Source organism: Anaerolinea thermophila, from assembly GCF_020723905.1.
Taxonomy (GTDB): domain Bacteria; phylum Chloroflexota; class Anaerolineae; order Anaerolineales; family Anaerolineaceae; genus Anaerolinea; species Anaerolinea thermophila_A.
The window spans coordinates 99,078-120,444 of the sequence record NZ_DYHZ01000002.1; the positions used below are offsets into that span (position 1 = coordinate 99,078).

Annotated in this window: 18 protein-coding genes; 9 read left to right on the forward strand and 9 right to left on the reverse strand. The window is 58.9% G+C overall.

Annotated elements, in window-relative coordinates; genetic code table 11:
• Positions 1-20 precede the first annotated feature (20 nt).
• A complete protein-coding gene (ada, locus tag LHF31_RS03135; protein ID WP_303773524.1) occupies positions 21-1,214 on the forward strand; it encodes a bifunctional DNA-binding transcriptional regulator/O6-methylguanine-DNA methyltransferase Ada in 1,194 nt (397 codons plus the stop codon).
• A gap of 7 nt (positions 1,215-1,221) precedes the next feature.
• Here ada and LHF31_RS03140 read toward each other — a convergent pair whose 3' ends face one another.
• Both LHF31_RS03140 and LHF31_RS03145 read right to left on the reverse strand, forming a co-directional pair.
• The gene (locus LHF31_RS03140; protein WP_303773526.1) at positions 1,222-1,491 is read right to left on the reverse strand and encodes a hypothetical protein; all 270 of its coding nucleotides are present in this window, start codon (positions 1,489-1,491) and stop codon (positions 1,222-1,224) included.
• Positions 1,492-1,589: 98 nt separating this feature from the next.
• The gene (locus LHF31_RS03145; RefSeq protein WP_303773528.1) at positions 1,590-1,958 is read right to left on the reverse strand and encodes a MerR family transcriptional regulator; all 369 of its coding nucleotides are present in this window, start codon (positions 1,956-1,958) and stop codon (positions 1,590-1,592) included.
• 173 nt (positions 1,959-2,131) lie between these two features.
• Between LHF31_RS03145 and LHF31_RS03150 the strand changes: the two genes are divergently transcribed.
• Entirely contained in the window at positions 2,132-3,532 is a 1,401-nt protein-coding gene (locus LHF31_RS03150; protein WP_303773530.1) for a radical SAM protein, read from the forward strand.
• 102 nt (positions 3,533-3,634) lie between these two features.
• On the opposite strand, the gene priA is transcribed toward LHF31_RS03150, so the two are convergent.
• A complete protein-coding gene (priA, locus tag LHF31_RS03155; protein ID WP_303773532.1) occupies positions 3,635-6,163 on the reverse strand; it encodes a primosomal protein N' in 2,529 nt (842 codons plus the stop codon).
• A 95-nt stretch (positions 6,164-6,258) separates the two neighbouring features.
• Positions 6,259-6,657 (reverse strand): OsmC family protein, encoded by a 399-nt coding sequence (locus LHF31_RS03160; protein ID WP_298007623.1) that lies wholly within the window; start codon positions 6,655-6,657, stop codon positions 6,259-6,261.
• A 192-nt stretch (positions 6,658-6,849) separates the two neighbouring features.
• Here LHF31_RS03160 and LHF31_RS03165 point away from each other — a divergent pair, with 192 nt between their 5' ends.
• The 7 genes from LHF31_RS03165 (at position 6,850) to LHF31_RS03195 (ending at position 17,398) form a co-directional block, all read left to right on the forward strand.
• Positions 6,850-9,162: an O-antigen ligase family protein gene (locus tag LHF31_RS03165; protein WP_303773534.1), complete on the forward strand. Its 2,313-nt coding sequence runs from the start codon at positions 6,850-6,852 to the stop codon at positions 9,160-9,162.
• Positions 9,163-9,366: 204 nt separating this feature from the next.
• On the forward strand, positions 9,367-10,644 hold the full coding sequence (locus LHF31_RS03170) for a hydroxymethylglutaryl-CoA reductase, degradative (protein ID WP_303773536.1): 1,278 nt from the start codon (positions 9,367-9,369) through the stop codon (positions 10,642-10,644).
• 25 nt (positions 10,645-10,669) lie between these two features.
• A complete protein-coding gene (locus LHF31_RS03175) occupies positions 10,670-11,731 on the forward strand; it encodes a hydroxymethylglutaryl-CoA synthase (RefSeq protein WP_298007629.1) in 1,062 nt (353 codons plus the stop codon).
• A 4-nt stretch (positions 11,732-11,735) separates the two neighbouring features.
• The gene (locus tag LHF31_RS03180; protein WP_298007631.1) at positions 11,736-12,899 is read left to right on the forward strand and encodes a thiolase domain-containing protein; all 1,164 of its coding nucleotides are present in this window, start codon (positions 11,736-11,738) and stop codon (positions 12,897-12,899) included.
• A 129-nt stretch (positions 12,900-13,028) separates the two neighbouring features.
• Positions 13,029-13,436, forward strand: coding sequence for a Zn-ribbon domain-containing OB-fold protein (locus LHF31_RS03185; RefSeq protein WP_298007633.1), 408 nt, complete (start codon positions 13,029-13,031; stop codon positions 13,434-13,436).
• Between the two features lie 303 nt (positions 13,437-13,739).
• On the forward strand, positions 13,740-16,121 hold the full coding sequence (locus tag LHF31_RS03190) for a hypothetical protein (protein WP_298007635.1): 2,382 nt from the start codon (positions 13,740-13,742) through the stop codon (positions 16,119-16,121).
• Between the two features lie 470 nt (positions 16,122-16,591).
• Positions 16,592-17,398 carry a hypothetical protein gene (locus LHF31_RS03195; protein WP_298007637.1) on the forward strand — a complete coding sequence of 269 codons (807 nt, stop codon included), beginning with the start codon at positions 16,592-16,594 and terminating at the stop codon, positions 17,396-17,398.
• A gap of 28 nt (positions 17,399-17,426) precedes the next feature.
• On the opposite strand, the gene LHF31_RS03200 is transcribed toward LHF31_RS03195, so the two are convergent.
• From LHF31_RS03200 to LHF31_RS03220, 5 genes are all read right to left on the reverse strand, one after another.
• The gene (locus tag LHF31_RS03200; RefSeq protein ID WP_298007639.1) at positions 17,427-18,839 is read right to left on the reverse strand and encodes a cell wall metabolism sensor histidine kinase WalK; all 1,413 of its coding nucleotides are present in this window, start codon (positions 18,837-18,839) and stop codon (positions 17,427-17,429) included.
• Positions 18,839-19,516, reverse strand: coding sequence for a response regulator transcription factor (locus tag LHF31_RS03205; RefSeq protein ID WP_298007641.1), 678 nt, complete (start codon positions 19,514-19,516; stop codon positions 18,839-18,841). Before LHF31_RS03205 ends, LHF31_RS03200 begins: the two co-directional genes overlap by 1 nt.
• 156 nt (positions 19,517-19,672) lie before the next feature.
• Positions 19,673-19,906: a hypothetical protein gene (locus tag LHF31_RS03210; RefSeq protein ID WP_298007643.1), complete on the reverse strand. Its 234-nt coding sequence runs from the start codon at positions 19,904-19,906 to the stop codon at positions 19,673-19,675.
• A gap of 95 nt (positions 19,907-20,001) precedes the next feature.
• Positions 20,002-20,364, reverse strand: coding sequence for a DUF952 domain-containing protein (locus tag LHF31_RS03215; protein WP_298007645.1), 363 nt, complete (start codon positions 20,362-20,364; stop codon positions 20,002-20,004).
• Positions 20,365-20,394: 30 nt separating this feature from the next.
• Positions 20,395-21,348 (reverse strand): sugar-binding protein, encoded by a 954-nt coding sequence (locus tag LHF31_RS03220; protein ID WP_298007647.1) that lies wholly within the window; start codon positions 21,346-21,348, stop codon positions 20,395-20,397.
• Positions 21,349-21,367 lie beyond the last annotated feature (19 nt).

The following is a 21,367-nucleotide window of genomic DNA, read 5'->3' on the forward strand; positions in this document are numbered from 1 at the left end:
CTGTGCATGGAGAGAACGGGATGCCATTCCTGTGGATGAAAGGTTCAGCCTGTCCGGCGTTCGATTTCATTATACCGAACTTTGACCGCAAAAAACGGGTAGCCAGTTGGCTTCAGAACGAGTATCATGTGGGTATGGCGATTGAAACGCATGATGAAGAAACGCTCTGGCAGGCGGTGATGGCGCGGGACGCCGCCCGGGACGGCACGTTTGTTTTTGCAGTGCGTTCTACCGGCGTGTACTGCCGTCCGTCCTGCCCTTCGCGTCGTCCGCATCGCGATCAGGTGCGCTTCTTTGCCACGCCAGCCGAAGCCCGCGCCGCCGGATTCCGCCCCTGTAAACGCTGTGCGCCGGATGACCCCCTGCCGCCCCCGCAGATGTGGGTGCTGGAAGTGTGCCGTCTGCTGGAAGAAGCCGGACGACCGCTTCCATTGAGCGACTTGAGCCGCGCGGTGGGCATCAGTCCTTCTCATCTGACGCGCGGGTTTAAATCTGCGCTGGGGGTCACTCCCCGACAGTACGGCGAAGCCCTGCGTCGTCAGGCGCTGCGTCAGGAATTGCGGGCGGGTGACTCGGTCACGGCGGCGGTGTATGCCGCCGGCTATGGCTCTCCGGCGCGCATGTACGCTGGCGGAGCGGTCACGCTGGGGACCACACCGCATCACTACCGCATGGGAGGTAAGGGAATGGACATAACCTACACGCTGGTAGACAGTCCGCTGGGACGCCTGCTGGTGGCAGGCACGTCCCGGGGGATCTGTTTTCTGAGCATGGGCGATGAGGATGATGTCATGCTGGAGGCGCTCCGGCAGGAATACCCGCAGGCGCAGATTCGTCCCGCGGGGGAGGAAATGCGCGCCTGGGTGAGCGAGGTACTGGCTTACCTGCGGGGTGAATTGCCGGATGTGAGTCACCTGCCGCTGGATGTGCGCGCTACGGCGTTTCAGTTGCGGGTGTGGGAGGAACTGCGCCGTATCCCGTCGGGTGAGACGCGTACCTATGCGCAGGTAGCAGAAGCGCTGGGCAATCCCAGAGCGGTTCGCGCGGTGGCGCGGGCATGCGCTACCAATCCGGTCTCGCTGGTCACTCCCTGTCACCGGGTGGTGCGCGGGGATGGCTCGCTGGCGGGGTACCGCTGGGGGGTATCGCGCAAGCGCCGTTTGCTGGAACGGGAAAAGCAAATTGCCCGGTCCGCGCCAGAGCCAGAAAATTGACCCGGGGCTAGCCGTTGCCGGTCTCTTTGCCGTTCATGGCGTGATGCAGGGAATGTAAATGCGCCAGAGCGATGAACAGACTTGCCAGTTCGACCAGAACCTGTTTGCGCTGTGGGTCGTCGGCAGGCGGCTTGCCTTCCTGGGGGTCGGCAGAAGCCATGGTCTGACGGTAAATTTCAGTCTCCAGCCGGGTGATTTCCTGTAAGACGCGGGCAATTGGCTCCAGTTCTTCCAGGGTGATGCCTTCCTGAGCGAAACGCTGAATCAGTTGCCCCATCACCACGCTGTCGGAGTGAAAGTGTTCGGGTGCCGTTTCACCATCCCGCGATGGGTAGATTAATTTCAGGGCAATCAGGTGCTCCAGTTGCGCATTGGTTAGCCCGGTTTTATGCAGTAATTCCTCGCGCGAAACCGTTTGTGCCTCACGGGTCGGCGCGCCGGACGGAAGACGCGGTTGCGTACTTCCAGCGCCAGGCTTAGCAGGTTTTCTTCCAGCGAGTGGGTGAGTAATTCCCGAATCTGGGTCAGGGAAAGACCATAGCGCGAACGCAACTGATGAATCAGGCGCAGACGGCTGACCGTCTCGGCGTTGTAGTATGCCATGTTGCGCGCGGTCTTCTCCGGTTCGGGCAGCAGTCCTTCCCGAATGTAAAAGTTGATGGTCATGCGCGTTAAGCCAGTTAACCGCTCCAGTTCGCGCATGGGAATGCGATCTGGATTGCGTTTCTCTCCACCTTGCCCCATACGTCCTCCACTCCATTTCTGTTTTTATTGTAACCGGAATCCATTCAGCGCAGGCGGGATGGGAAAAAAGGCAGGTGTTAAATAGTGTAGAGTGTCACTATATACTTTAAAATAAACGGGGCAAAATCATACCGAAACTTTGATGGAATGCCGTTTTTCTCAAGGAGGTACTTATGGCATGGAATTCCCTTTCCCGGCTTGCGCAGGAGCAGAGCCTGTCTGCCCTGCTGACCTTACTGGAGCACGCATCCGATTCGGATGTGGAGCGTATTCTTTCCCTGGCTGAGCACATCGCCGGAGATAACCCCACCGCCCGACAGCAAATCCCCGCCATTCGGCGGTTGTGGCAGGAAAAGCACCCCGGCGCGTTGTTGATTCGCCGTTTTTTGAAGGAGTGCAATCCGCAGGTCAAGCGCGCGTTGATTCGCAATGTGGTCTTCAACAACAGTTACGGTCCCGCCGCACAGGTGCGCACCCGCCTGATGGAAACGGAAGGCTTCCGACCGCCCTTTACCATGCTCATCAGCCCCACCATGCGTTGTAATCTGCACTGTGTAGGCTGTTACGCCGCCAATTACACCCGCAAAGATGACCTGCCCGCCGAGACTTTTGACCGTCTGCTTCGCGAGGGCAAGGAACTGGGCATTTATGTGGTTACCGTGCTGGGCGGCGAACCGTTCGTCTACCCCGAACTGTTTGATCTGTGCGAACAACATTCGGATGTGGCTTTCATGATTTTCACCAATGGAACTTTGCTCAACGAGAAAACTGTTGAGCGCATTGCCCGACTTGGCAATATTGCTCCGATGATCAGCGTGGAAGGTTTCCGCGAGGAGACTGACACCCGCCGCGGCACCGGCACCTTTGAGCGTTTGAGCCGGGCGATGCAGGACCTGCATCAAGCCGGTGTGTTCTTTGGCTTCTCCAGCATGGTCACCCGCCACAATCTGGAAACGGTCTGCAGTGACGCCTTCAACGACTGGCTGGTGGAGCAGGGCGCCTTCATCGGGTGGCATTTCATGTACATGCCGGTAGGCGATCACCCCAATCCGGAGTTGATGCCCACACCTGCTCAGCGCGAATGGATGCGCCTCAACGGCGCGGCGCGCATCCGCAATACCCGCCCGCTCTTCGTGATTGACTTCTGGAACGATGCCCCCTGGGTGGGCGGATGCATTGCCGGAGGCAAGGAGTACTTTCACATCAACTCGCGCGGAGATGTCGAGCCGTGCATTTTCACACACTTTGCCACGCACAACATTCATCAGGTCAGTTTACGCGAGGCGCTGGATACGCCCTTCTTCCGCGCTATCCGCGAGCGGCAACCCTTCAACCCCAATTTGCTGTTACCCTGCCAGTTGATTGACAACCCCCACGTCTTCCGGCAGATCGCCGCTCAATATCATCCCTATCCCACGCACCCCGGCGCAGAGACGCTGCTCACCGAACTGGCTCCGGCGCTGGATGAATACGCGGCCTGTGTCCAGCAGATTTTAGCGCCGGCATGGGAGAAGGATTTTGTTCAGAAAGGCTTCCGCGTGCCGCAATCTCAGCCAGAGCCGGCAACCGTATAAAAATGGTTTTCCTCCGAAGCGACATGGCATCCTCCCTGTGAGGATGCCATGTCCTGTTCTCAGAGAAAATTCCTTTGCTTTCCTTCATCCAGAGAGGGTTTCCTACAGCAAAGAGGGTGGGTCAATCTGCACCTGCCAGCCTTCCAGCGGCTTGCCGCGCAGCAGTGCCGCCGGATCTCCGCCGCGCAGGATGATCTGCCAGCGGTACAGCCCGGCGCGCCTTGCAAAGAAGCAGGGCGTTGGACCGCTCATTTCCAGAGTGGTCATTCCGCTCTGCTCTATCCAGGCATGAATTTGATTTGCCATGCGATGGGCTTCCTCGCGGGCGTGTGTCGGGTCGGCATGGCGCAGTTCCAGCCGTGCCAGCCGGACAAAGGGCGGGTAGCCCAGTCGCCGCCGCTCGTGCAGTTCGCGCTCCAGAAAGGCATTGTAATCGTGCCGGCTGGCAGTCTGAATGGCGTAGTGACCGGGCATATAGGTTTGCAGAATCACCCTGCCGCCCAGCGGACTGCGCCCGGCGCGCCCTGCAACCTGCGTGAGCAACTGAAAACCACGTTCGGCGGCGCGATAGTCCGGCAGGGTCAGCCCGATATCTGCCAGAATCACGCCCACCAGAGTGACCAGCGGCAGGTCCAGCCCTTTGGCAATCATCTGCGTGCCGATGAGGATATCCGCCTCATGATGGCTGAAGTGCCGCAGGAGCAGTTCGTGTGTGCCTTTCAGACGGGTGGTCTCGGCATCCCAGCGCAGGACGCGGGCACCCGGAAAGCGCGCTTTGACCTCGGCTTCCACTCGCTCGGTGCCCAACCCCACCTGACGGATGGCACGGCTGGCACACTGCGGGCAGGTGGTGGGCATCTTGCGGGAATAGCCGCAGGTATGACAGATCAGCGCAGTGGCGTCGGCATGGTACACCAGCGGAACTTCGCAGCGCGGACAGCGCAGGGTGAAGCCGCACTCCCTGCAAAACACATGGGTGGCACTCCCGCGGCGGTTGAGGAACAGGATGGCTTGTTCCTGCTTTTCCAGCACTTCTTCCAGGGCGTTCTCCAGCGCGCGGGAGAAGATAGAACGGTTACCCGCTTTGAGTTCCTGGCGCATGTCCACCACCTGCACGGGAGGCAGGTCCAGGCGGGCGCTCTCCCCTTCTCCCACTTTCAGCAGAGAGACCTTCCCCAGCCGTTCCAGTTGCTTCTCCACGGCTTGACGGTGCGCCAGAATGCGTTCGGGCAGGTGCAGGATGCGCCACGAAGACCGCTGCGCCCGCTCCATCAGAGACACGTCGGGCGTGGCAGAGCCGAGCAGGATCAGACTGTTGGTCAGGCGTGCCAGCATCAGCGCGGCTTCCACCGCGTGATAGGTGGGCGGTAATTCATCCTGGTAGAAGGACTCATCGTGAAACTCATCTACCACAATCAACCCCGGTTGAGGAAACGGGGTGAACAGGGCACTACGCGGACCGACAATGATGGGCAATTGACCGGCGCGGGCGCGCCGCCAGGTATCGTAGCGCTCACCCTGTGAGAGTTTCGAATGGATGACGCCCACCTGTCCGGGGAAGCGTGCCGCAAAACGCTGTACCATTTGTGGGGTGAGCGAGATTTCCGGTACCAGAATCAGAGCCTGTCTGCCCATTTTCAGGGTTTCTTCCACTGCGCGCAGGTAAATTTCCGTCTTACCGGAACCGGTAATGCCGTACAGAATGTGCGGAGGATTGCTCTGCCCGTTTTCCACGCGCCTCAGGGCGGTTTGCACCTCGTCCCAGACGGCTTGCTGTTCGCCGGTCAACTGCGGCGCCTCGCTCAACGGGGGAATATCCATGCGCTCCAGCGGGTTGCGAATCACCTCGCCCACCAGCGAGCGAATCAAGCCGTGCTCTTCCAGCCAGCGCAGATCGGCGCTGGTGCCGCCACCGGCTTCGGTGAACAGCCATGCCGGAGCCATTGGCTCGTGTTGAGCCGCCAGCACCCGCAACAGGGTCAGTCGCCGTTCATATGCGGCAGTGCCGGGACGTCCCAGCCGGGTGCAGTGGGCTTCGATCTGTGCAGGGGGAATGGCAAGGGTGATCAGGCGCTCACGGCGGGGCGCCACTGTCGGGGCAGGCAGGATGGGTCTGGCTTCCAGCCAGCCGCGTTGGGTCATGCGGCGGGCGACAGGGCGCCAGTCTACCCCTTTGATGTGAGTATCAATTTGAGCGCCGCGTAAAGCGCCGCGTTCTTTCAGCAAGTCCACCAGCCGCCGCTGAATGGGGGAGAGGCTTTCCAGAGGCGGCAGAGCCTCCAATCGCAGAGAGAGAAGGGTATCTGCCTGACGGGATAACCCGGGGGGGATCATCAGCGCAATGCAGGCTGGAAGCGGCGCCAGATAGTGCTGTGAAAGCCACTCCGCCAGTTGCTGTTGCGCCGTCGTCAGCACCGGTTGCGGGTCCAGAAGTGCACCGATGGGGCGAGTTTCGCTCACCTGTGGGGCAGAGACGTAACGCCAGACCACGCCCTGCATCACCTGCCTGCCGAACGGCACGACCACCAGACTGCCCGGCTGGATTTTGCCTTCCAGTTCGGCGGGTACGTGGTAATCGTACAATTCGGGAAGGGTTGTAAGATTGACGGCAACCTGCACGTAGGTTGTCATAAGATTCCGCTCCGTGTGTAGTATATCACCCGTGCAGGCTTGCGTCAGCGAACATGGATAAAAAATCCCCCTGAACTTCAGAGGGATTTTACTGTTTACTCCACAACACGGGTGTAGGTGTTGAATTTGGGCGGATTCTCCAGATGCTTCTTGACCGCACACATATTTGCCGAGCGCACCAGGGATTCATGGTACTTCTCCGGGAAGGTGGGCGGAACTTGAATTTCCAGTTCAATGGTGCCGATCAAACCGGTGGTGAAATCGCGGTACGCCCGCTGGATAATGCGAATGCCCTCGGTGGGCAAGCCGCGCTGACGGCAGAAGCCCAGCACGTAAATGCCTGCGCAGGTACCGATAGAGGCAAGGAAGACCTCAAAGGGCGCGGGCGCGGATCCATCTCCGCCGCCCATGGGGGGCTGGTCGGTCTTCACTGTAAACTGACCAAAATGGGCGTCCACTTTGGCGCCGCCGGGAAAATCGATGATCATTTCCATAAGAGTGTTTTATCTCCCAGTTTCTGATTGTTTAATCAGTTATTGGATGCGGTCAGAGACAAAAGGTTACATGGAACGACCCTGATGGAATAGCGCACAATGAAATTAATTGACTGGATTATTGTTGTAAGACTTTGCGCTGATATTGCACCTTCAGTACAATGGAGATGCACGTCTGTGAGGAGAATGGAAATGCTATCAGAAACGGATTCACGCACAACCCGCGTTCTAAATACTCTCATCACCGTGAGCGTTGCGACTGGGATGTTTCTTGCTACCGGGAATATGGTTCTCTGGAAATTCAGCCCGGTGATGTGGGGCATCTCTCTGGTGTTTTTTACAGTGGCGAGCCTCGTCTTTGTGGGAAGCATGGGAAAAGAGATGCTCCCGCGCACCGGATTGGAAGGAATTTTTGTGCTGGGAGCCATTGCGTGGGGGCTTTCACTGGCTTTTGCTCGCCATCCGCAACGGGGATGGGAGCCTCTTGCCATGACCACGGGATATGTCATTCTGTTTTACGGCGCGCTGGTGTTGTTAGGTCGTGGCGTTTCACATCAGCGGGTTGTGGATGGGCTTTTGCTGGTCAGCGGTTGGGTGGGCGCCATGGCAGTGGCAGAAATTTTCTGGTGGTACGAAGGCTTCTGGCAGGTGGCTGGTAGTCGTTCCATTCTTCCTCCCTTTCCCTACCGGGTGATCAGCATCATTGGGCATCCCAATCCTTTCATGGCAGTGATGAATCTCTATGCTCCTCTGGCAGCACTTCATTTACGCCGTGGTGGGGTGGGGCGTCGCACAGGCGCTTTCCTCTGGCTTGTACTGTACGCCTTTGCGTTGCCTTTTTCCAGTTCACGCTCTGGCTGGCTGGGCGCTCTGGTTGGCTGGGGAAGTCTGATGCTCTTTTGGGGCTGGGACGTCCGGCACAAAGTCTGGGAAGTGTTACGGCGCCATTGGAAGCGCATGGTACTGGTAGTGGTGCTGTGTTTTGTGATTGCCTTTGGGGTTGCAAGACTGGGATACACGTATTTTAGCGCTCACCCTTCACATGGCGCAGGCACACTGGCGCAATCGCGCACAGGCATTTGGGGGTTTGTCCTGCAAGCATGGCGGGAACATCCACTCACGGGCGTTGGGGCAGGCAATTTCATGTTAGCGTACTTAGAACACAGCCGGGATTTTCCCGGAGGATTTCTGGCACCGCATGCCCATAATGTGTACCTTCAGGTGCTCACAGAGTTTGGCATTATCGGGCTGGTCGTGTTTATTCTTCTGATCGTGAAACTGTTCTATCGTTTATGGATGGTTTGGCGGCATACTCCGCTCAATTCCCCTCTCCGAATGGAGAGGGCGGTATTTATGGCGTCGCTGCTTACCCTGATCGCGCATGGGATTGGGGATGATATTTCTTTCTCTCCGGTTATTATAGGTGGAGCCGTATTGATTACCGCCATGGCGTGGGATGACGGAAAGCCGAATGCGCCGCGCTTGCCCTTGCGAAGTATCTGGTTACTTTTGCCCATGGTATTTGTCATCGGGCTGGGTGTAAGAGCATGGTGGGGAGCTCTGCCTGCTGTGAAGGCGGCGCAGGCATTTCAGCAGGGGGATGCACTCTCAGCCGCATTGCGGTATGAGGAAGTCGTCCGGCGAAATCCTGCGGATTTTCTATATCGTCAGCAGGCGGGAATGGCGGCGGCGTGGGCATGGCAAGCCAGTGGAGATACACGCTGGCTCGAACTTGCCCGTCAGCGCATGGAAAGTGTATTGAAAGAAGAACCTGCTCCCGCGCACTGGCATGCTACTCTGGCAGGGATATATGTTGCTGAGGGGAAATTGGAAGCGGCGTGGCAATCCATCAAAGAGGCGCGGGCGCGCGCCAGAAATGAGCCCTCGTTTGCGCTGTATGCTGGCTGGATTGCCGAACAGTTGGGCTGGCAGGAACAGGCACTGGAAGCCTATCGCGAGGGTCTGCGTCTTGACCCTTTGCTGACAAGCAGTCTTTTCTGGGAAGAAACTCTTCTACGACGTCAGGCGAGGGATGACGCAAGTCTACCGCGCCAGGATCCTTTCTACTGGCAGGAAGCACTTGCTGCGCTGGAAACGGGCAAGATGGACAAAGCCCGGCAGTGGATTGCCTTCAGCCGTGCCGCCGGTGAAAAAGGTTTTTCACCTCAAGTGGCAGAGTGGCGGGTGGCTCTGGCAGTTGGAGATATGGATTGGGCATTACGCAGTGCCCGTTACCTCCGTGATGGGCTGGGGCGGGTTTTCACCGGCTCGCGGGGGTACTATCTGGCAGGATATCTTGATCGTGCCGTGTTTCCCGTTGATATACCGCCGAATTTCCTGTTCCTCTCTCCGCAGGATGGGCGACTGGAAGCGCTGGCGTGGCTTTGGGAACAGGAGATGCGCGCGGGCAATTGCACCGAGGCTCAAAAGACGTGGAAGGTCGAACAGGGTATCCGGCAGTATGGGATGCTTTCATCTCTCCTGGAAGTCCCTGCCTGTCCCTGAGGGAAGGTTTTTTTCTCACCTGTTCCATCATTAGCCATCCATTCCCATAAACTTTGGGGGATGAATGGCTTTTTCCCTATCAATACCAATCCTGATAGTTTTTGCCAGTGTCGAAACCTTATATATAAAGCAGTTTGACCTTTTTTCTACGGGTAGAAGAAAGTATATTGGTTATACAAACCATGTACAGGTTGGAGGATGAGAATGGCTGAGCCGGGTTTGAAGTTTTACGATTTGCCGCTGGAGGAGCGCCGGCGCTGGGTTGCCGAGCAGGCAGGCATTCCCCTGAGTGAAGTGGAGATGCTCAGTGGACTGCCCGGCTTGACTCCCGAGCAGGCTGACCACATGATTGAGAACGTCATCGGGGTGTACGGCTTGCCGCTGGGGATTGCCCGCTATTTCCGCGTCAATGGACGGGATGTGCTCGTGCCCATGGCGCTGGAAGAGCCTTCGGTGGTTGCCAGTGCCTCTTTCATGGCGAAACTGGCGTTGCAGGGCGGGGGCTTCTTTGCCACCACCAGCGCGCCGGAGATGATCGGTCAAATGCAGGTGCTGGATCTGGACGACCCGGCTAGCGCCCGTCTTAAGATTCTGGAGCATCGTCAGGAATTGCTCGACGAAGCCACTGCGGTGGATCCCGTGCTGGCAAAACTGGGCGGGGGAGGGCGGGATCTGGAGGTGCGTCTGATTGCCGACTCGCCCATTGGGTCTTATCTGGTGGTGCATTTGATTTACGATGTGCGCGATGCCATGGGCGCCAATGCGGTTAACACCGCGATGGAACGCCTGGCTCCGCGGGTGGAGCAAATCAGCGGGGGGCGGGTGCACCTGCGCATCCTCACCAACCTTGCCGAGCGGCGAGTGGCACGGGCGCGCTGTACCATCCCGGTGACAGCGCTGGCGTTTGGCGACTACGCTGGCGAGCGCGTGCGTGACGGCATCATCGAGGCATGGGCGTTTGCCGCCTCTGATCCCTACCGCGCTGCTACCCACAACAAGGGTATCATGAACGGCGTGGATGCGGTGGTGATTGCCACCGGCAACGACTGGCGTGCTGTGGAAGCCGGCGCGCATGCCTACGCCGCCCGTTCGGGACGCTACACCTCATTGAGCACATGGGGCAAAGACCGCGAGGGTAATCTGGTGGGGACGCTGGAGATGCCCATGGCAGTGGGCATCGTGGGTGGGGCAACCCGGGTGCATCCTGCGGCGCGCGCCGCCATCCAGTTGATGGGGGTGAAGAGCGCCGCCGAACTGGCGCAGATTATCGTTTCGGTGGGGCTGGCGCAGAATCTGGCGGCTCTGCGGGCGCTGGCAACCGAGGGCATTCAGCGCGGACACATGACTCTTCATGCCCGGCAGGTTGCCATTGCTGCAGGGGCAAGCGGGGACCTGATTGACCGGGTTGCCAGCCGAATGGTTGAAGAAAAAGTGGTGCGCATTGACCGCGCCCAGGAAATTTTGAAAGAACTGACTTCATAACTCTGGAGAGGATGGACAAAACGTTATGAGCGGACGTGTATTGAAATCGAACCGACCGGTGGGAATCATCGGCTATGGTGCATACATCCCGCGCTACCGCCTGCCTGCCAGCGAAGTTTCGCGGGTGTGGGAAGGCGGTAAGGGCAGCGGTCCGGTGAAAGAAAAAGCCGTTGCCGGGCTGGATGAGGACGTCATCACCATGTCCATTGAAGCCGCGCGCAACGCGCTGGCGCGGGCGCAGATGGACGCATCCCTCTTGCGTGCTGTGTGGGTGGGTTCAGAATCGCATCCGTATGCCGTCAAACCCACCGGCACGGTGGTGGCAGAAGCCATTGGCGCGGGTCCCTCCATTGAGGCGGCAGACTGGGAGTTCGCCTGCAAAGCCGGCACCGAGGCGCTGGTGGCTGCGATTTCTCTGGTGGGATCGGGCATGGGCGATTACGCCATGGCAATTGGCATGGATACGGCACAGGGTAAGCCCGGCGATCAACTGGAGTACACCGCCGCTTCCGGCGGAGCGGCGTACATCGTCGGTCCGGCGGAAAATGCTCTGGCAGTGTTCAATGGCTCGTATTCGTATGTCACCGATACGCCCGATTTCTGGCGGCGCGCCAATCAGAAGTATCCGGAGCATGGTCAGCGGTTCACCGGCGAACCGGCGTACTTCAAACACATTGTTGAAGCCGGGAAAGCCCTTATGGAAGAACTGGGCACGCGCGCGGAAGATTACCGCTTTGCTGTTTTCCACCAGCCCAACACCAAGTTTCCCCAGCGTGCCGGGCAACTGCTGGGATTCAGCGATGAGCAGATCAAAACCGGCCTGCTTGCGCCGGTCATCGGCAACACGTATGCCGGAGCGGCCCTGGTGGGCTTGAGCGCGGTGCTGGATGTTGCCCAACCCGGCGACCGCATCCTGGTGGTTTCCTTTGGCTCGGGTGCCGGTTCGGATGCCTTTGACTGGGTGGTAACGGACAAAATCGAAGCGCGGCGTAATCTGGCGCCGCGGACTGCCGACTACATTGCCCGCCGTACCGAGATTGATTACGCTACCTACGCCCGCTTCCGCGGCAAGATTGATATGGGGTAAGGGTATGAGCGACGTTGTCATCGCAGGTGTTGGTCAAATCCCCGTTGGGGAACACTGGGATGTTTCTTTGCGTTCGCAGGCTACCCGCGCAGTGCTGGCGGCGATCAAAGATGCCGGTGGGTTGAAGCCGCAAGCCATGTACATTGGCAACCTGCTGGCTCCAACGGTATCGCATCAGAGCAATCTGGGTGCGCTTCTGCCCGACTGGAGCAATCTGACGGGCATTGAGGGTATCACCGTGGAGGCGGCAGGGGCTTCAGGCGGTGGAGCGTTTCGCCTGGGGTATCTGGCGGTTGCCTCCGGGTTTGTGGATGTAGCCATTGTGGTGGGTGTGGAAAAAATCACCGATGTCGTTGGACCTGAACTGGAACGCGCCATTGCTGAAAGCACTGACTACGACTACGAACTGGCGCAGGGGTTGTCCCTGACGGGCCAGGCGGGGCTGGTGATGCAACTGTACCTGCACGAGTACAAAGCCCCGCGGGAAGCCTTTGCAGCCTTCCCCATCCTTGCCCATGAGAACGCTGTGGGCAACCCCTTTGCCATGTACCGTAAACCCATCAACCAGAAAGCCTATGACAGTGCGCCCATGCTCAGCGAACCGGTCAACCTGATGGACATGGCGCCCTATGCCGACGGTGCGGCGGCGGTGGTGCTCACCCGTCGAGAACTTGTTCCTGAGTCGATCAGGCATCCGCTGGTGAAGGTTTCGGGCTCCAGCGTTTCCAGCGACACCCTTGCCCTGCACGACCGCACTGATCCGCTGGCGTTCGATGCCGCGCGGCTCTCCGTCGAAGGAGCCTGCCGCCAGGCGGGCATTCTTCCGCAGGATGTGGACTTCTTCGAATTGACCGATTCCTTCTCCATCTACGCGGTGCTTTCGCTGGAAGCGGCGGGTTTTGCGCCGCGCGGCGAGGGCTGGAAACTGGGACAGGATGGCACTCTGCGGCGGGATGGTAAACTGCCGATTCTGACTATGGGCGGCTTCAAAGCGCGGGGTAATCCGCTGGGCGCCGCCGGGATCTATCAGGTTGTTGAGGCAGCCTTACAATTGCGTGGCGAGGCGGGGAGCAATCAGATCCCCAACGCACGCCGTGCGCTGGTGCAGAATCTGGGCGGTCCAGCCTCAACGGCGGTAGCGCACGTGCTGGAACGGGTCAACGGATGAAATTTGATAGGTTTTGATAGGGTTTCAGGCGACAATGATAGCCATTGAGAGCCACGCAGCCCTATAGTCAACCTTGAACTTGTCAAAAAGAACACGGCTTAATGGTCCGAGAGAAAAGGAGTAAGAAAGATGGAAAATCCACGCCATTGGAGAATTCGTAAACAGCGTTACGCCCTGGTGGGCGAGGTGTGCCCGCACTGTGAAGCCAAAATCTTCCCTCCGCGGGATGTCTGCCCGAACTGCGGCGGCGAAGCCAAGACGCAATTTAACTTTAGCGGTAAAGGCACTGTATTCTCATTTACCGTCATGAACGACGCCCCCGCAGGCTATGAAAAGAACCTGCCCTATGCGGTGGCGCTGGTTAAACTGGAAGAAGGTCCCATTGTGACTGCTCAGTTGACCGATCTGGGCGATCAGCCGGTGCAGATTGGTATGCCCGTGGAGATGGTCACCCGCCGGATTCGCGATGATGGCGATGAAAAGGGCATCATTGTGTACGGCTACAAGTTCCGCCCGGCGATGTCCAGCGCGCAGTAAACATTAAATCACGCCTGATTCACCGTGCCTTCTGCAAGAGGAAGGCACGGTTTTTTTAATGTGGCGCTGATTTTCTCCTCCTGAAAGCGCCTGGAAACAACCGGGCTGGCTTTCCTCCCTCACGGGATGGAGAGAAGCCCCGCAGTTGAAACGTTTGGCCTAAACCAAAATCCGGATGATCAGCCTGTTGTCCAGATTCATGTCCGGTTTTGGGAAAGAAATGATTGATTTTCCTTCTACAATAAGTTACATTGATTACAAGTTCACCTCTTAAGATCAAAGATTAGGAAAAGGGGGACACAAATGAAAAAGAACCTTTTTTTCGTGATGGGACTGTTATTCCTGTTGATTTCAGCGTTTGCTCCGTATGGGGAAGTTGCCCGGTTGGGAAATGAGCAGTCCGAAGCGAGGGGAAAGGAGGCAGTCTTCTCCGCGCTGGAGGAGAGCAGGGACGCTCTGCGTTTGGGGGAAGGAATCTCTGCCCGGCGCCTCCTGACATTCGAACCACTTGAGGGGGTGACTGCGATAGCCGTGGGGTACAGTCACACCTGTGGGCTGACGGACAGTGGGGGAGTGCTGTGCTGGGGAAATAACGAGTACGGTCAGTTAGGAAACGGAATGAATGAGGATCGGGCGACGCCCGTGGCGGTGAGCGGACTTTCCGGCGGGGTGACTGCGATAACCGCGGGATACAGTCACACCTGTGCGCTGACGGACAGTGGCGGGGTGCTGTGCTGGGGAAATAACGAGTACGGTCAGTTGGGGGATGGGACGACGTTGGGGCGGCTGACGCCTGTGGGAGTGAGCGGACTGTCCAGCGGGGTGATTGCGATCGCCGCCGGGGGGTACCATACCTGTGCGCTGAAGAACAGTGGCGGGGTGGTGTGCTGGGGAGATAACTGGAATGGTCAGTTGGGAGATGGGACGAAGGAGGATCGGCTGACGCCCGTGGCGGTGAGCGGACTGTCCGGCGGGGTGACTGCGATAGCCGCAGGGTACAGTCACTCCTGTGCGCAGAAGAACAGCGGCGGGGTGGTGTGCTGGGGAAGCAACGCGTTTGGTCAGTTGGGAGATGGGACGACATTGGAGCGGCTGACGCCTGTTGGAGTGAGCGGTCTCTCCAGCGGGGTGGTTGCGATCACTGCGGGGTACGGTCTCACCTGTGCGCTGACGAACAGCGGTGGGATGTTGTGCTGGGGAGACAACCGGTACGGTCAGTTAGGGGATGGGACGACGTCGGGGCGGCTGACGCCCGTGGCGGTGAGTGGTCTCTCCGGCGGGGTGATTGCGATCGCCGCAGGGGATGGTCACACCTGTGGGCTGACGGACAGTGGCGGAGTGCTGTGCTGGGGAAATAACTGGAATGGTCAGTTAGGGGACGGGACGAGAGAGAACCGGCTGACGCCTGTTGGAGTGAGCGGACTGACCGGCGGGGTGATTGCGATCGCCGCAGGTGGGTCTCACGCCTGTGCGCTGACGAACAGCGGCGGGGTGCTGTGCTGGGGCAAAAACTGGAATGGTCAGTTAGGGGGTGGAGCGCTGGGGTACCGCGTGTTCCCTGTAGCGGTGAGCGGACTGTCCGGCGGAGTGACTGCGATAACCGCGGGGTACAGTCACACCTGTGGGCTGACAGACAGTGGTGGAGTGCTGTGCTGGGGAGATAACTGGAATGGTCAGTTAGGGGATGGAACGAGGGAGGATCGGCGGACGCCTGTGGGAGTGAGCGGACTGTCCAGCGGGGTGGTTGCGATCGCCGCAGGAAGGTACCATACCTGTGCACTGACGAACAGCGGCGGGGTGCTGTGCTGGGGAGATAACCGGTACGGTCAGTTAGGGGACGGGACGACGCTGGGGCGGCTGACGCCCGTGGCGGTGAGTGGTCTCTCTAGCGGGGTGACTGCGATAACCGCGGGGTACAGTCACACCTGTGCACTGACGGACAGTGGTGGGGTGCTGTGCTGGGGAACCAACTTGTATGGTCAGTTAGGGGACGGGACGACGTTGGGGCGGCTGACGCCCGTGGCGGTGAGCGGACTGTCCGGCGGAGTGGTTGCGATCTCTGCCGGATGGGATCACACCTGTGCAAAGACGGACAACGGCGGGATGCTGTGCTGGGGAAGCAACCGGTTCGGTCAGTTAGGGGACGGGACCTGGGAGGATCGGCGGACGCCCGTGGCGGTGAGCGGACTGTCCACCGGGGTGAGATCGATAGCCGCGGGTGGGTACCACACCTGTGCGCTGAAGAACAGCGGCGGGGTGGTGTGCTGGGGAAGCAACCGGTATGGTCAGTTAGGGGACGGGACCTGGGAAGATCGGCTGACGCCTGTGGCGGTGAGCGGACTGTCCACCGGGGTGATTGGCATCGCTGTGGGGCAAAATCACACCTGTGCGCTGAAGAACAGCGGCGGGACAGTGTGCTGGGGAGATAACCGGTATGGTCAGTTAGGGGACGGGACGAGGGAGGAGCGACTGACGCCCGTGGCAGTGAGCGGCCTCTCCAGCGGGGTGAGAGCAGTAGCCGCGGGTGGAGATCATACCTGTGCGCTGACGGACAACGGCGGGGTGCTGTGCTGGGGAGATAACCGGTACGGTCAGTTAGGGGATGGAACGTCAGGGTACAGCAGTGTACCTGCGCCGGTAGTTATCTATCCCTTCAAGGTCTTTTTGCCCGCAGTGCGGAAGTAGTCAACCCCGAAAGGATATGGTTTTCCTGTAGAGATTGAAAGAGCCGATAAAGGGATGAAAAGGAGCCTCTCGCCCGATGAAGGGGTCGCATAAAACCCCGATCAGGGGGAGGTTCCTGTGGAACCATTTAGCCCTCTGCACCGATGGGAATGGGCTGTCCCGTTTGTAAAGGGAAGTCTTGTGCTTCCTGGTGCCGATTCAAACAACCAGCAACAGCCGCAGGAAGCGTTCTTCGGGTGGTTATCCGGTATCACTGGATGACGCCACCCCTTTCCGGTGGGGGAGGAATCATACCTGCCGCCGGATTGCTGGCTTTTTCTGCCTTTGATCAACTCTATAGTTCCGCCCGATTTCTGGAATCTGGAAAAAATCATCCTTGACATTATAGAACATATATTCTATAATCACTTTACACTAGAACAAATTTTCTAATCTGTTCTGTTCTTTCCAGGAGTAAGGAGGCGAACGGTATGAACAACAACAGTCGTGCCATGAGCGCGCAATTTCGCTCAGCCATTTCCCGCGCGGACCCGAGTGTGGTGTTCCTGGTGATGATCCTGGGGGCGTTGGTTGCCTTCGAGATCTTCAACTACAGCACCACCGATCACGCCCTGCGGGACCTGCTGGGTGACCTCAAATTTGGCGGGATGTACTGGTCCACCATTCTCGCAATTGCCTTTTGCGGGATTGATTTTGCCGGGATTGCCCGCCTGTTCACCCCCGAACAGGGCGCTGATGAACCCCGCGAAATCTGGTATCTGTTCGGGGCGTGGTTGCTGGCGGCAACCATGAACGCCATCCTCACCTGGTGGGGGGTGTCCATGGCAATCACCAATCACAAGGTGCAGAGCGCCGCTGTCATCAATCCCAAGACGATTGCCACGGTTGTGCCGATCTTCGTTGCCATCATGGTGTGGGTCATCCGGGTGTTGATTATTGGCACGCTTACCGTGGCGATGGATCGGGTGCTCCGTGGAGAAAGTTCTCGTTCCCGTTCATGGAGGAGCACAGCGGCAACTTCTGCCGGTTTGCCCACCCCTGCACCTCTGCCCACTGCCCCATCCTTTGCACCGCGTCCAACGCCCACCCCATCGTTGAGCCGCAGTGCCGCACCCACTTCGCGGGCTTCTTCCAGCGCCTCATTCTCTGCGCCTGCGCCTGCTGAGTCTGCGCCGATCCCTGAACCCACCTATCACAGTCTCTCCATGAGCGGACGCGCTTCCAGCGCTGCACCTGTGGGCAGTCGCCCTGCACAAACACCCACCCGCCGATTATAAAAACAGGGATGAAAAATTGAATAGCGATTTATTCCCGTGACGCGCCTTCGGGCGCGTCACTGCTTTTCTGGGGCTGGGTGAGCGGCAGGTGAATGACAAAGGTGGTGCCTTTTCCAACCACCGAGGTCACGTCAATTCTTCCCCCATGCACCTGCACAATCCAGTAGGCGATGGAGAGCCCCAGTCCAAAACCGCTTGCCTGCCCCTGACTGCGCGTGCGCGACTTCTCCCCGCGGTAAAAACGTTCGAAGATGTAGGGCAGGTCTTCCTCGGGAATGCCGGGTCCGGTATCGCTCACTGTGATACGGGCATATCCGTCGCTCTGGGTCAGTCCAAGGGTCACCACCCCGCCTGCCGGAGTGTACTGCACCGCATTGCCCACAATGTTAAGAAGCACCTGCTTGAGGCGGTCCCGATCGCCAATCAGGGAGACCTGCTCCAGCGGATTCACCTCGATACGCACCCGGTCTCCTGCCAGCGTGCGCATTTGCTGGAACACTTCCAGCAGGATGGTATCCATCTCCACCGGTTTCAGATCCAGCGGCAGGCGTCCCGATTCTGCCTGAGCCAGTAACAGCAGGTTGCCAACCAGCCGGGAGAGGCGGTCCACCTCCGACTCAATGCTCTGGAGCGATTCCTCGTCGCCACATTTCATCTTGCGCATCAGGCTCACCTCACCCTTGATGACCGTCAGCGGGGTGCGCAGTTCGTGGCTTACATCGGCGATGAAGCGCCGCTGGGTGGTGAAAAGGCTTTCCAGTCGGCTGAGAGTCTGATTGAAGGCTTGAATCAGGCGTCCCACCTCGTCATCGCTATCGGGCGGGGTGGGAATGCGCCGCGAGAGATCATCGGCACGGGTGATGGTGGTGGCAACTTCCGTGACCATCTCCAGCGGTTCCAGTGTGCGCCGCACAGCCACCGATGCCAGCAAGGCGGAGAAGAAGGTCGAAATGAGCGAAAGGAAAATGAGAATGGATGCCAGCGTGGAGCGCACCGCATCCACCAGCGCCAGACTCAACCCTACCTGTAAAATCCCCACCGGACCACGTCGGGAGACCAGCGGTACCGTCAGCACGCGCATGTGCTGATCGTTGCTGAAGGCGGCGCTGAACATGGTCCTGCCGGATTGACGGGCGGCGGGATCGAGCGGTTGCGTCCAGGTGCGCGGGCGGGCAAACTGCAGACGGCGGTTGTTGTCCCAAACCTGAATGACCAGGGTGCCTTCCGCCGGCTCAAAGGCATCCAGCCAGCGGCGGTCAAACTGCCCCATGGTATTCACTCCCAACCCTTCAATCAGGCGGGCGGCTTCCCGTTCCAGAACGCTGTCCACCTGTTCGGTTAAAACAACGCTCACCAGTCCGTAGACCAGCGAGCCAAAGATAAGCAAAGTGCCCCCCAGCACAAGCGTGAAGAGGAGGGCAAGCCGGGTGCGAAGCGACATCAGGGGGTTTCTCTCAGCACGTATCCTACCCCGCGCACGGTATGGAGCAGGCGGGGCTCTCCGTCACTTTCCAGTTTTTGCCGTAGATAGCGAATGTACACGTCCAGGACGTTGCTTTCGCCGCCAAAGTCATAGCCCCACACGCGGTCGAAAATCATCTCGCGGGTAAGCACCTGCCGCGGATGCCGCAGGAAGAGTTCCAGCAAGTCGTATTCCTTGGCGGTCAGGGGAATGGTGCGGTTGCCGCGGGTGGCTTGCCGGGTGGATGTGTCGAGAGTCAGGTCGGCAAACGAGAGTACCGGAGCGCGTTCCATCTGGGTGCGGCGCAGGAGAGCGCGAATGCGGGCAAGAAGTTCTTCCAGTTCAAAGGGCTTGGTCATGTAATCATCGGCGCCCGAGTCAAGCCCCTGCACGCGGTCCTGCAGGGTGTCTTTGGCTGTCAGCATCAGGATAGGGGCATTGCAGAGGGTGCGCAAACGCTGGCAGACTTCCAGTCCATCCATGCCGGGAAGCATCCAGTCCAGGATGATCAAATCGGGGCGATGCTCGCGCGCCAGTTGCAGTCCACTTTCCCCTTCCAGCGCACTTTCCACCAGATAACCCTCATAGGTCAACGCCCGCTTTAGAACGCGAACGATGCCCTCATCGTCTTCAATGATTAAAATGCGTTCCTTCATGTGCCCCTCCTCTGAAATTAATATACCATGATTCGCGGTTGGAAAGTATGCTTTATCCTCACTCTCTCAACAGGAGGGGGCAAAAAGGGGCGGCGGCATGGGTGGATGCCGCCGCCAGAAAGAAGGGAAGGGAAGAGATGATGAAGAATGGGGAATTTACGCTGAATGCCCCGTCCAGGCAGAAACCAGTTGCAGGGCTTCGCCGGCGTATTCAGCAGGAACGCGTACCTCAAAACGCCCGTCCGGAAGGCGTTTCATCTTTTTTGCCAGGCGGGCGGGCAGATGGGCGCACTTCAACCGTTCGCAAATCTCCACTGCCAGCGCCAGTGCTACCGTGCGGAAGACCGGTGTATCCGCAGGTGTCTCATCAGAAGAAGGGGGATGACTCATAGGGATTACCTCCGTCCAAAAGGATTGCAGTCTGAACAACCTTCTGAACAGAGATAACCCCGCAAAATGGACAAAGTGACGGGGAATTTTTCCCGTTACCGGTGCGTGGGAATGGGGTGTAAATCGGGAAAGCGCACAAATGCGCCATCGCCAGCGGGGGTCAGGGTTCCCACTGCGCGCACGGCGTCCAGGTTCAGCGCGCCGTACAGGTGGGGGAACAGTTCTTTCCCTCCCTCCAGTGGTGGTTCCAGACGCAAAGGCGCCTGAAGCAGGGCGCTCTCCACCTCCAGCACCACCAGATCCCGTTGACCTCGAAAGAGAGTATTCGCCACCCGCAGGAGTTGATCGCGCATGGAAAAGTGGATGAATCCCTCACGGTTGAGCGACTCGGGACGGTACATCCCCGCTTCACGGGCGCTTTCCCAGTCCGAAGCGGTCAGTATGTGAAATAGAATCATGGTGCAACCTCGTTGTAAACGGTATTGTCCCTATTTTAAGACCACTTCGCCCCAGGTGGTAGGATCGGTGAGCGCGCGGCGCGGTGCGCTGGACACCATGCTCTGCTGAACGGCATTGCCGGGCAGGTCGTTATCCGAAACCGAGAGCGCAAACCCCAGACGCATTCCCCGTGTGGGGGTGATGCCAAACACCGACCAGGGGATGGCAATCTCGGCGCGGTAAATGGCGCCCTCATAACGGGCGGCGATCTTTACTCCGGAAGGCGTGCCACTCTTTGAAGATGGATACCACAGGTAGGCTTCCGGATTGCCGGAGGCTATTTCCGGGCGTCCGAGGGCAAAACCCAGTTGAAAATCATCCCCGTTGAGGCGGTCGGTGGAAAAATCGCCCAGCAGATCGGTGTCCAGCAGGAGTTCGATGCTGTCGCCTTTGTAGATCATCTCCCCGGAAGAAGTTTGCACGTAGCGGTCATCGCGCACCTTGACGGCAAGGTAAAGATAAGTATTGTCCCATCCCACATAGTACGAACCGGCAAGGTCGTCCTCGTTCTGCCACTCACTCTTGCCGAAAACCACATGGGTGGCGGGATACTCCCTTGCCACTTTCTTCCATTCACTCCAGTCGCCGTCCAGCGTTGGTGCCGGACTCATGAAGGTGGCGTTCGAGACCACGCTCCGCCGCGGGGGAGAGGTGGGAGTGGGCGGCACGGGGGTGGGAGGCACGGCTGTCGGCACTGCCTGGGTAGCCGTGGGAGCGGGCAGTGTGGGCGAAGCCTGCGCCGGCGGGACGCTCGTGGCGGTGGCAACCGGTGGGAAGGTGGGCGTTGGCGGAATAGCCGACGCCGTCTGGTACAGAGCGGCTAAAGTCTGCTCCAGCGGGGGAACGGTAGGGGTTGCCGCCTGCCTGCCGAACGATGGAAAGTTGCATGCCGCCATCGCCACCAGCAGGGCAACAAACGGAATCAACAAACGCAAGCGTTTCATGTTCTTCTCCTCACTTTCC

Coding starts and splice junctions, on each gene's coding strand:
- LHF31_RS03140 (WP_303773526.1), bottom strand. CDS start 1,491: ATGGGGCAACTGATTCAGCGTTTCGCTCAGGAAGGCATCACCCTGGAA.
- LHF31_RS03160 (WP_298007623.1), bottom strand. CDS start 6,657: ATGGAAATGATCATCGATTTTCCCGGCGGCGCCAAAGTGGACGCCCAT.
- LHF31_RS03190 (WP_298007635.1), top strand. CDS start 13,740: ATGAAAAAGAACCTTTTTTTCGTGATGGGACTGTTATTCCTGTTGATT.
- LHF31_RS03180 (WP_298007631.1), top strand. CDS start 11,736: ATGAGCGACGTTGTCATCGCAGGTGTTGGTCAAATCCCCGTTGGGGAA.
- ada (WP_303773524.1), top strand. CDS start 21: ATGCCATTCCTGTGGATGAAAGGTTCAGCCTGTCCGGCGTTCGATTTC.
- LHF31_RS03150 (WP_303773530.1), top strand. CDS start 2,132: ATGGCATGGAATTCCCTTTCCCGGCTTGCGCAGGAGCAGAGCCTGTCT.
- LHF31_RS03205 (WP_298007641.1), bottom strand. CDS start 19,516: ATGAAGGAACGCATTTTAATCATTGAAGACGATGAGGGCATCGTTCGC.
- LHF31_RS03170 (WP_303773536.1), top strand. CDS start 9,367: ATGGCTGAGCCGGGTTTGAAGTTTTACGATTTGCCGCTGGAGGAGCGC.
- LHF31_RS03210 (WP_298007643.1), bottom strand. CDS start 19,906: ATGAGTCATCCCCCTTCTTCTGATGAGACACCTGCGGATACACCGGTC.
- LHF31_RS03165 (WP_303773534.1), top strand. CDS start 6,850: ATGCTATCAGAAACGGATTCACGCACAACCCGCGTTCTAAATACTCTC.
- priA (WP_303773532.1), bottom strand. CDS start 6,163: ATGACAACCTACGTGCAGGTTGCCGTCAATCTTACAACCCTTCCCGAA.
- LHF31_RS03195 (WP_298007637.1), top strand. CDS start 16,592: ATGAACAACAACAGTCGTGCCATGAGCGCGCAATTTCGCTCAGCCATT.
- LHF31_RS03220 (WP_298007647.1), bottom strand. CDS start 21,348: ATGAAACGCTTGCGTTTGTTGATTCCGTTTGTTGCCCTGCTGGTGGCG.
- LHF31_RS03145 (WP_303773528.1), bottom strand. CDS start 1,958: ATGGGGCAAGGTGGAGAGAAACGCAATCCAGATCGCATTCCCATGCGC.
- LHF31_RS03175 (WP_298007629.1), top strand. CDS start 10,670: ATGAGCGGACGTGTATTGAAATCGAACCGACCGGTGGGAATCATCGGC.
- LHF31_RS03215 (WP_298007645.1), bottom strand. CDS start 20,364: ATGATTCTATTTCACATACTGACCGCTTCGGACTGGGAAAGCGCCCGT.
- LHF31_RS03200 (WP_298007639.1), bottom strand. CDS start 18,839: ATGTCGCTTCGCACCCGGCTTGCCCTCCTCTTCACGCTTGTGCTGGGG.
- LHF31_RS03185 (WP_298007633.1), top strand. CDS start 13,029: ATGGAAAATCCACGCCATTGGAGAATTCGTAAACAGCGTTACGCCCTG.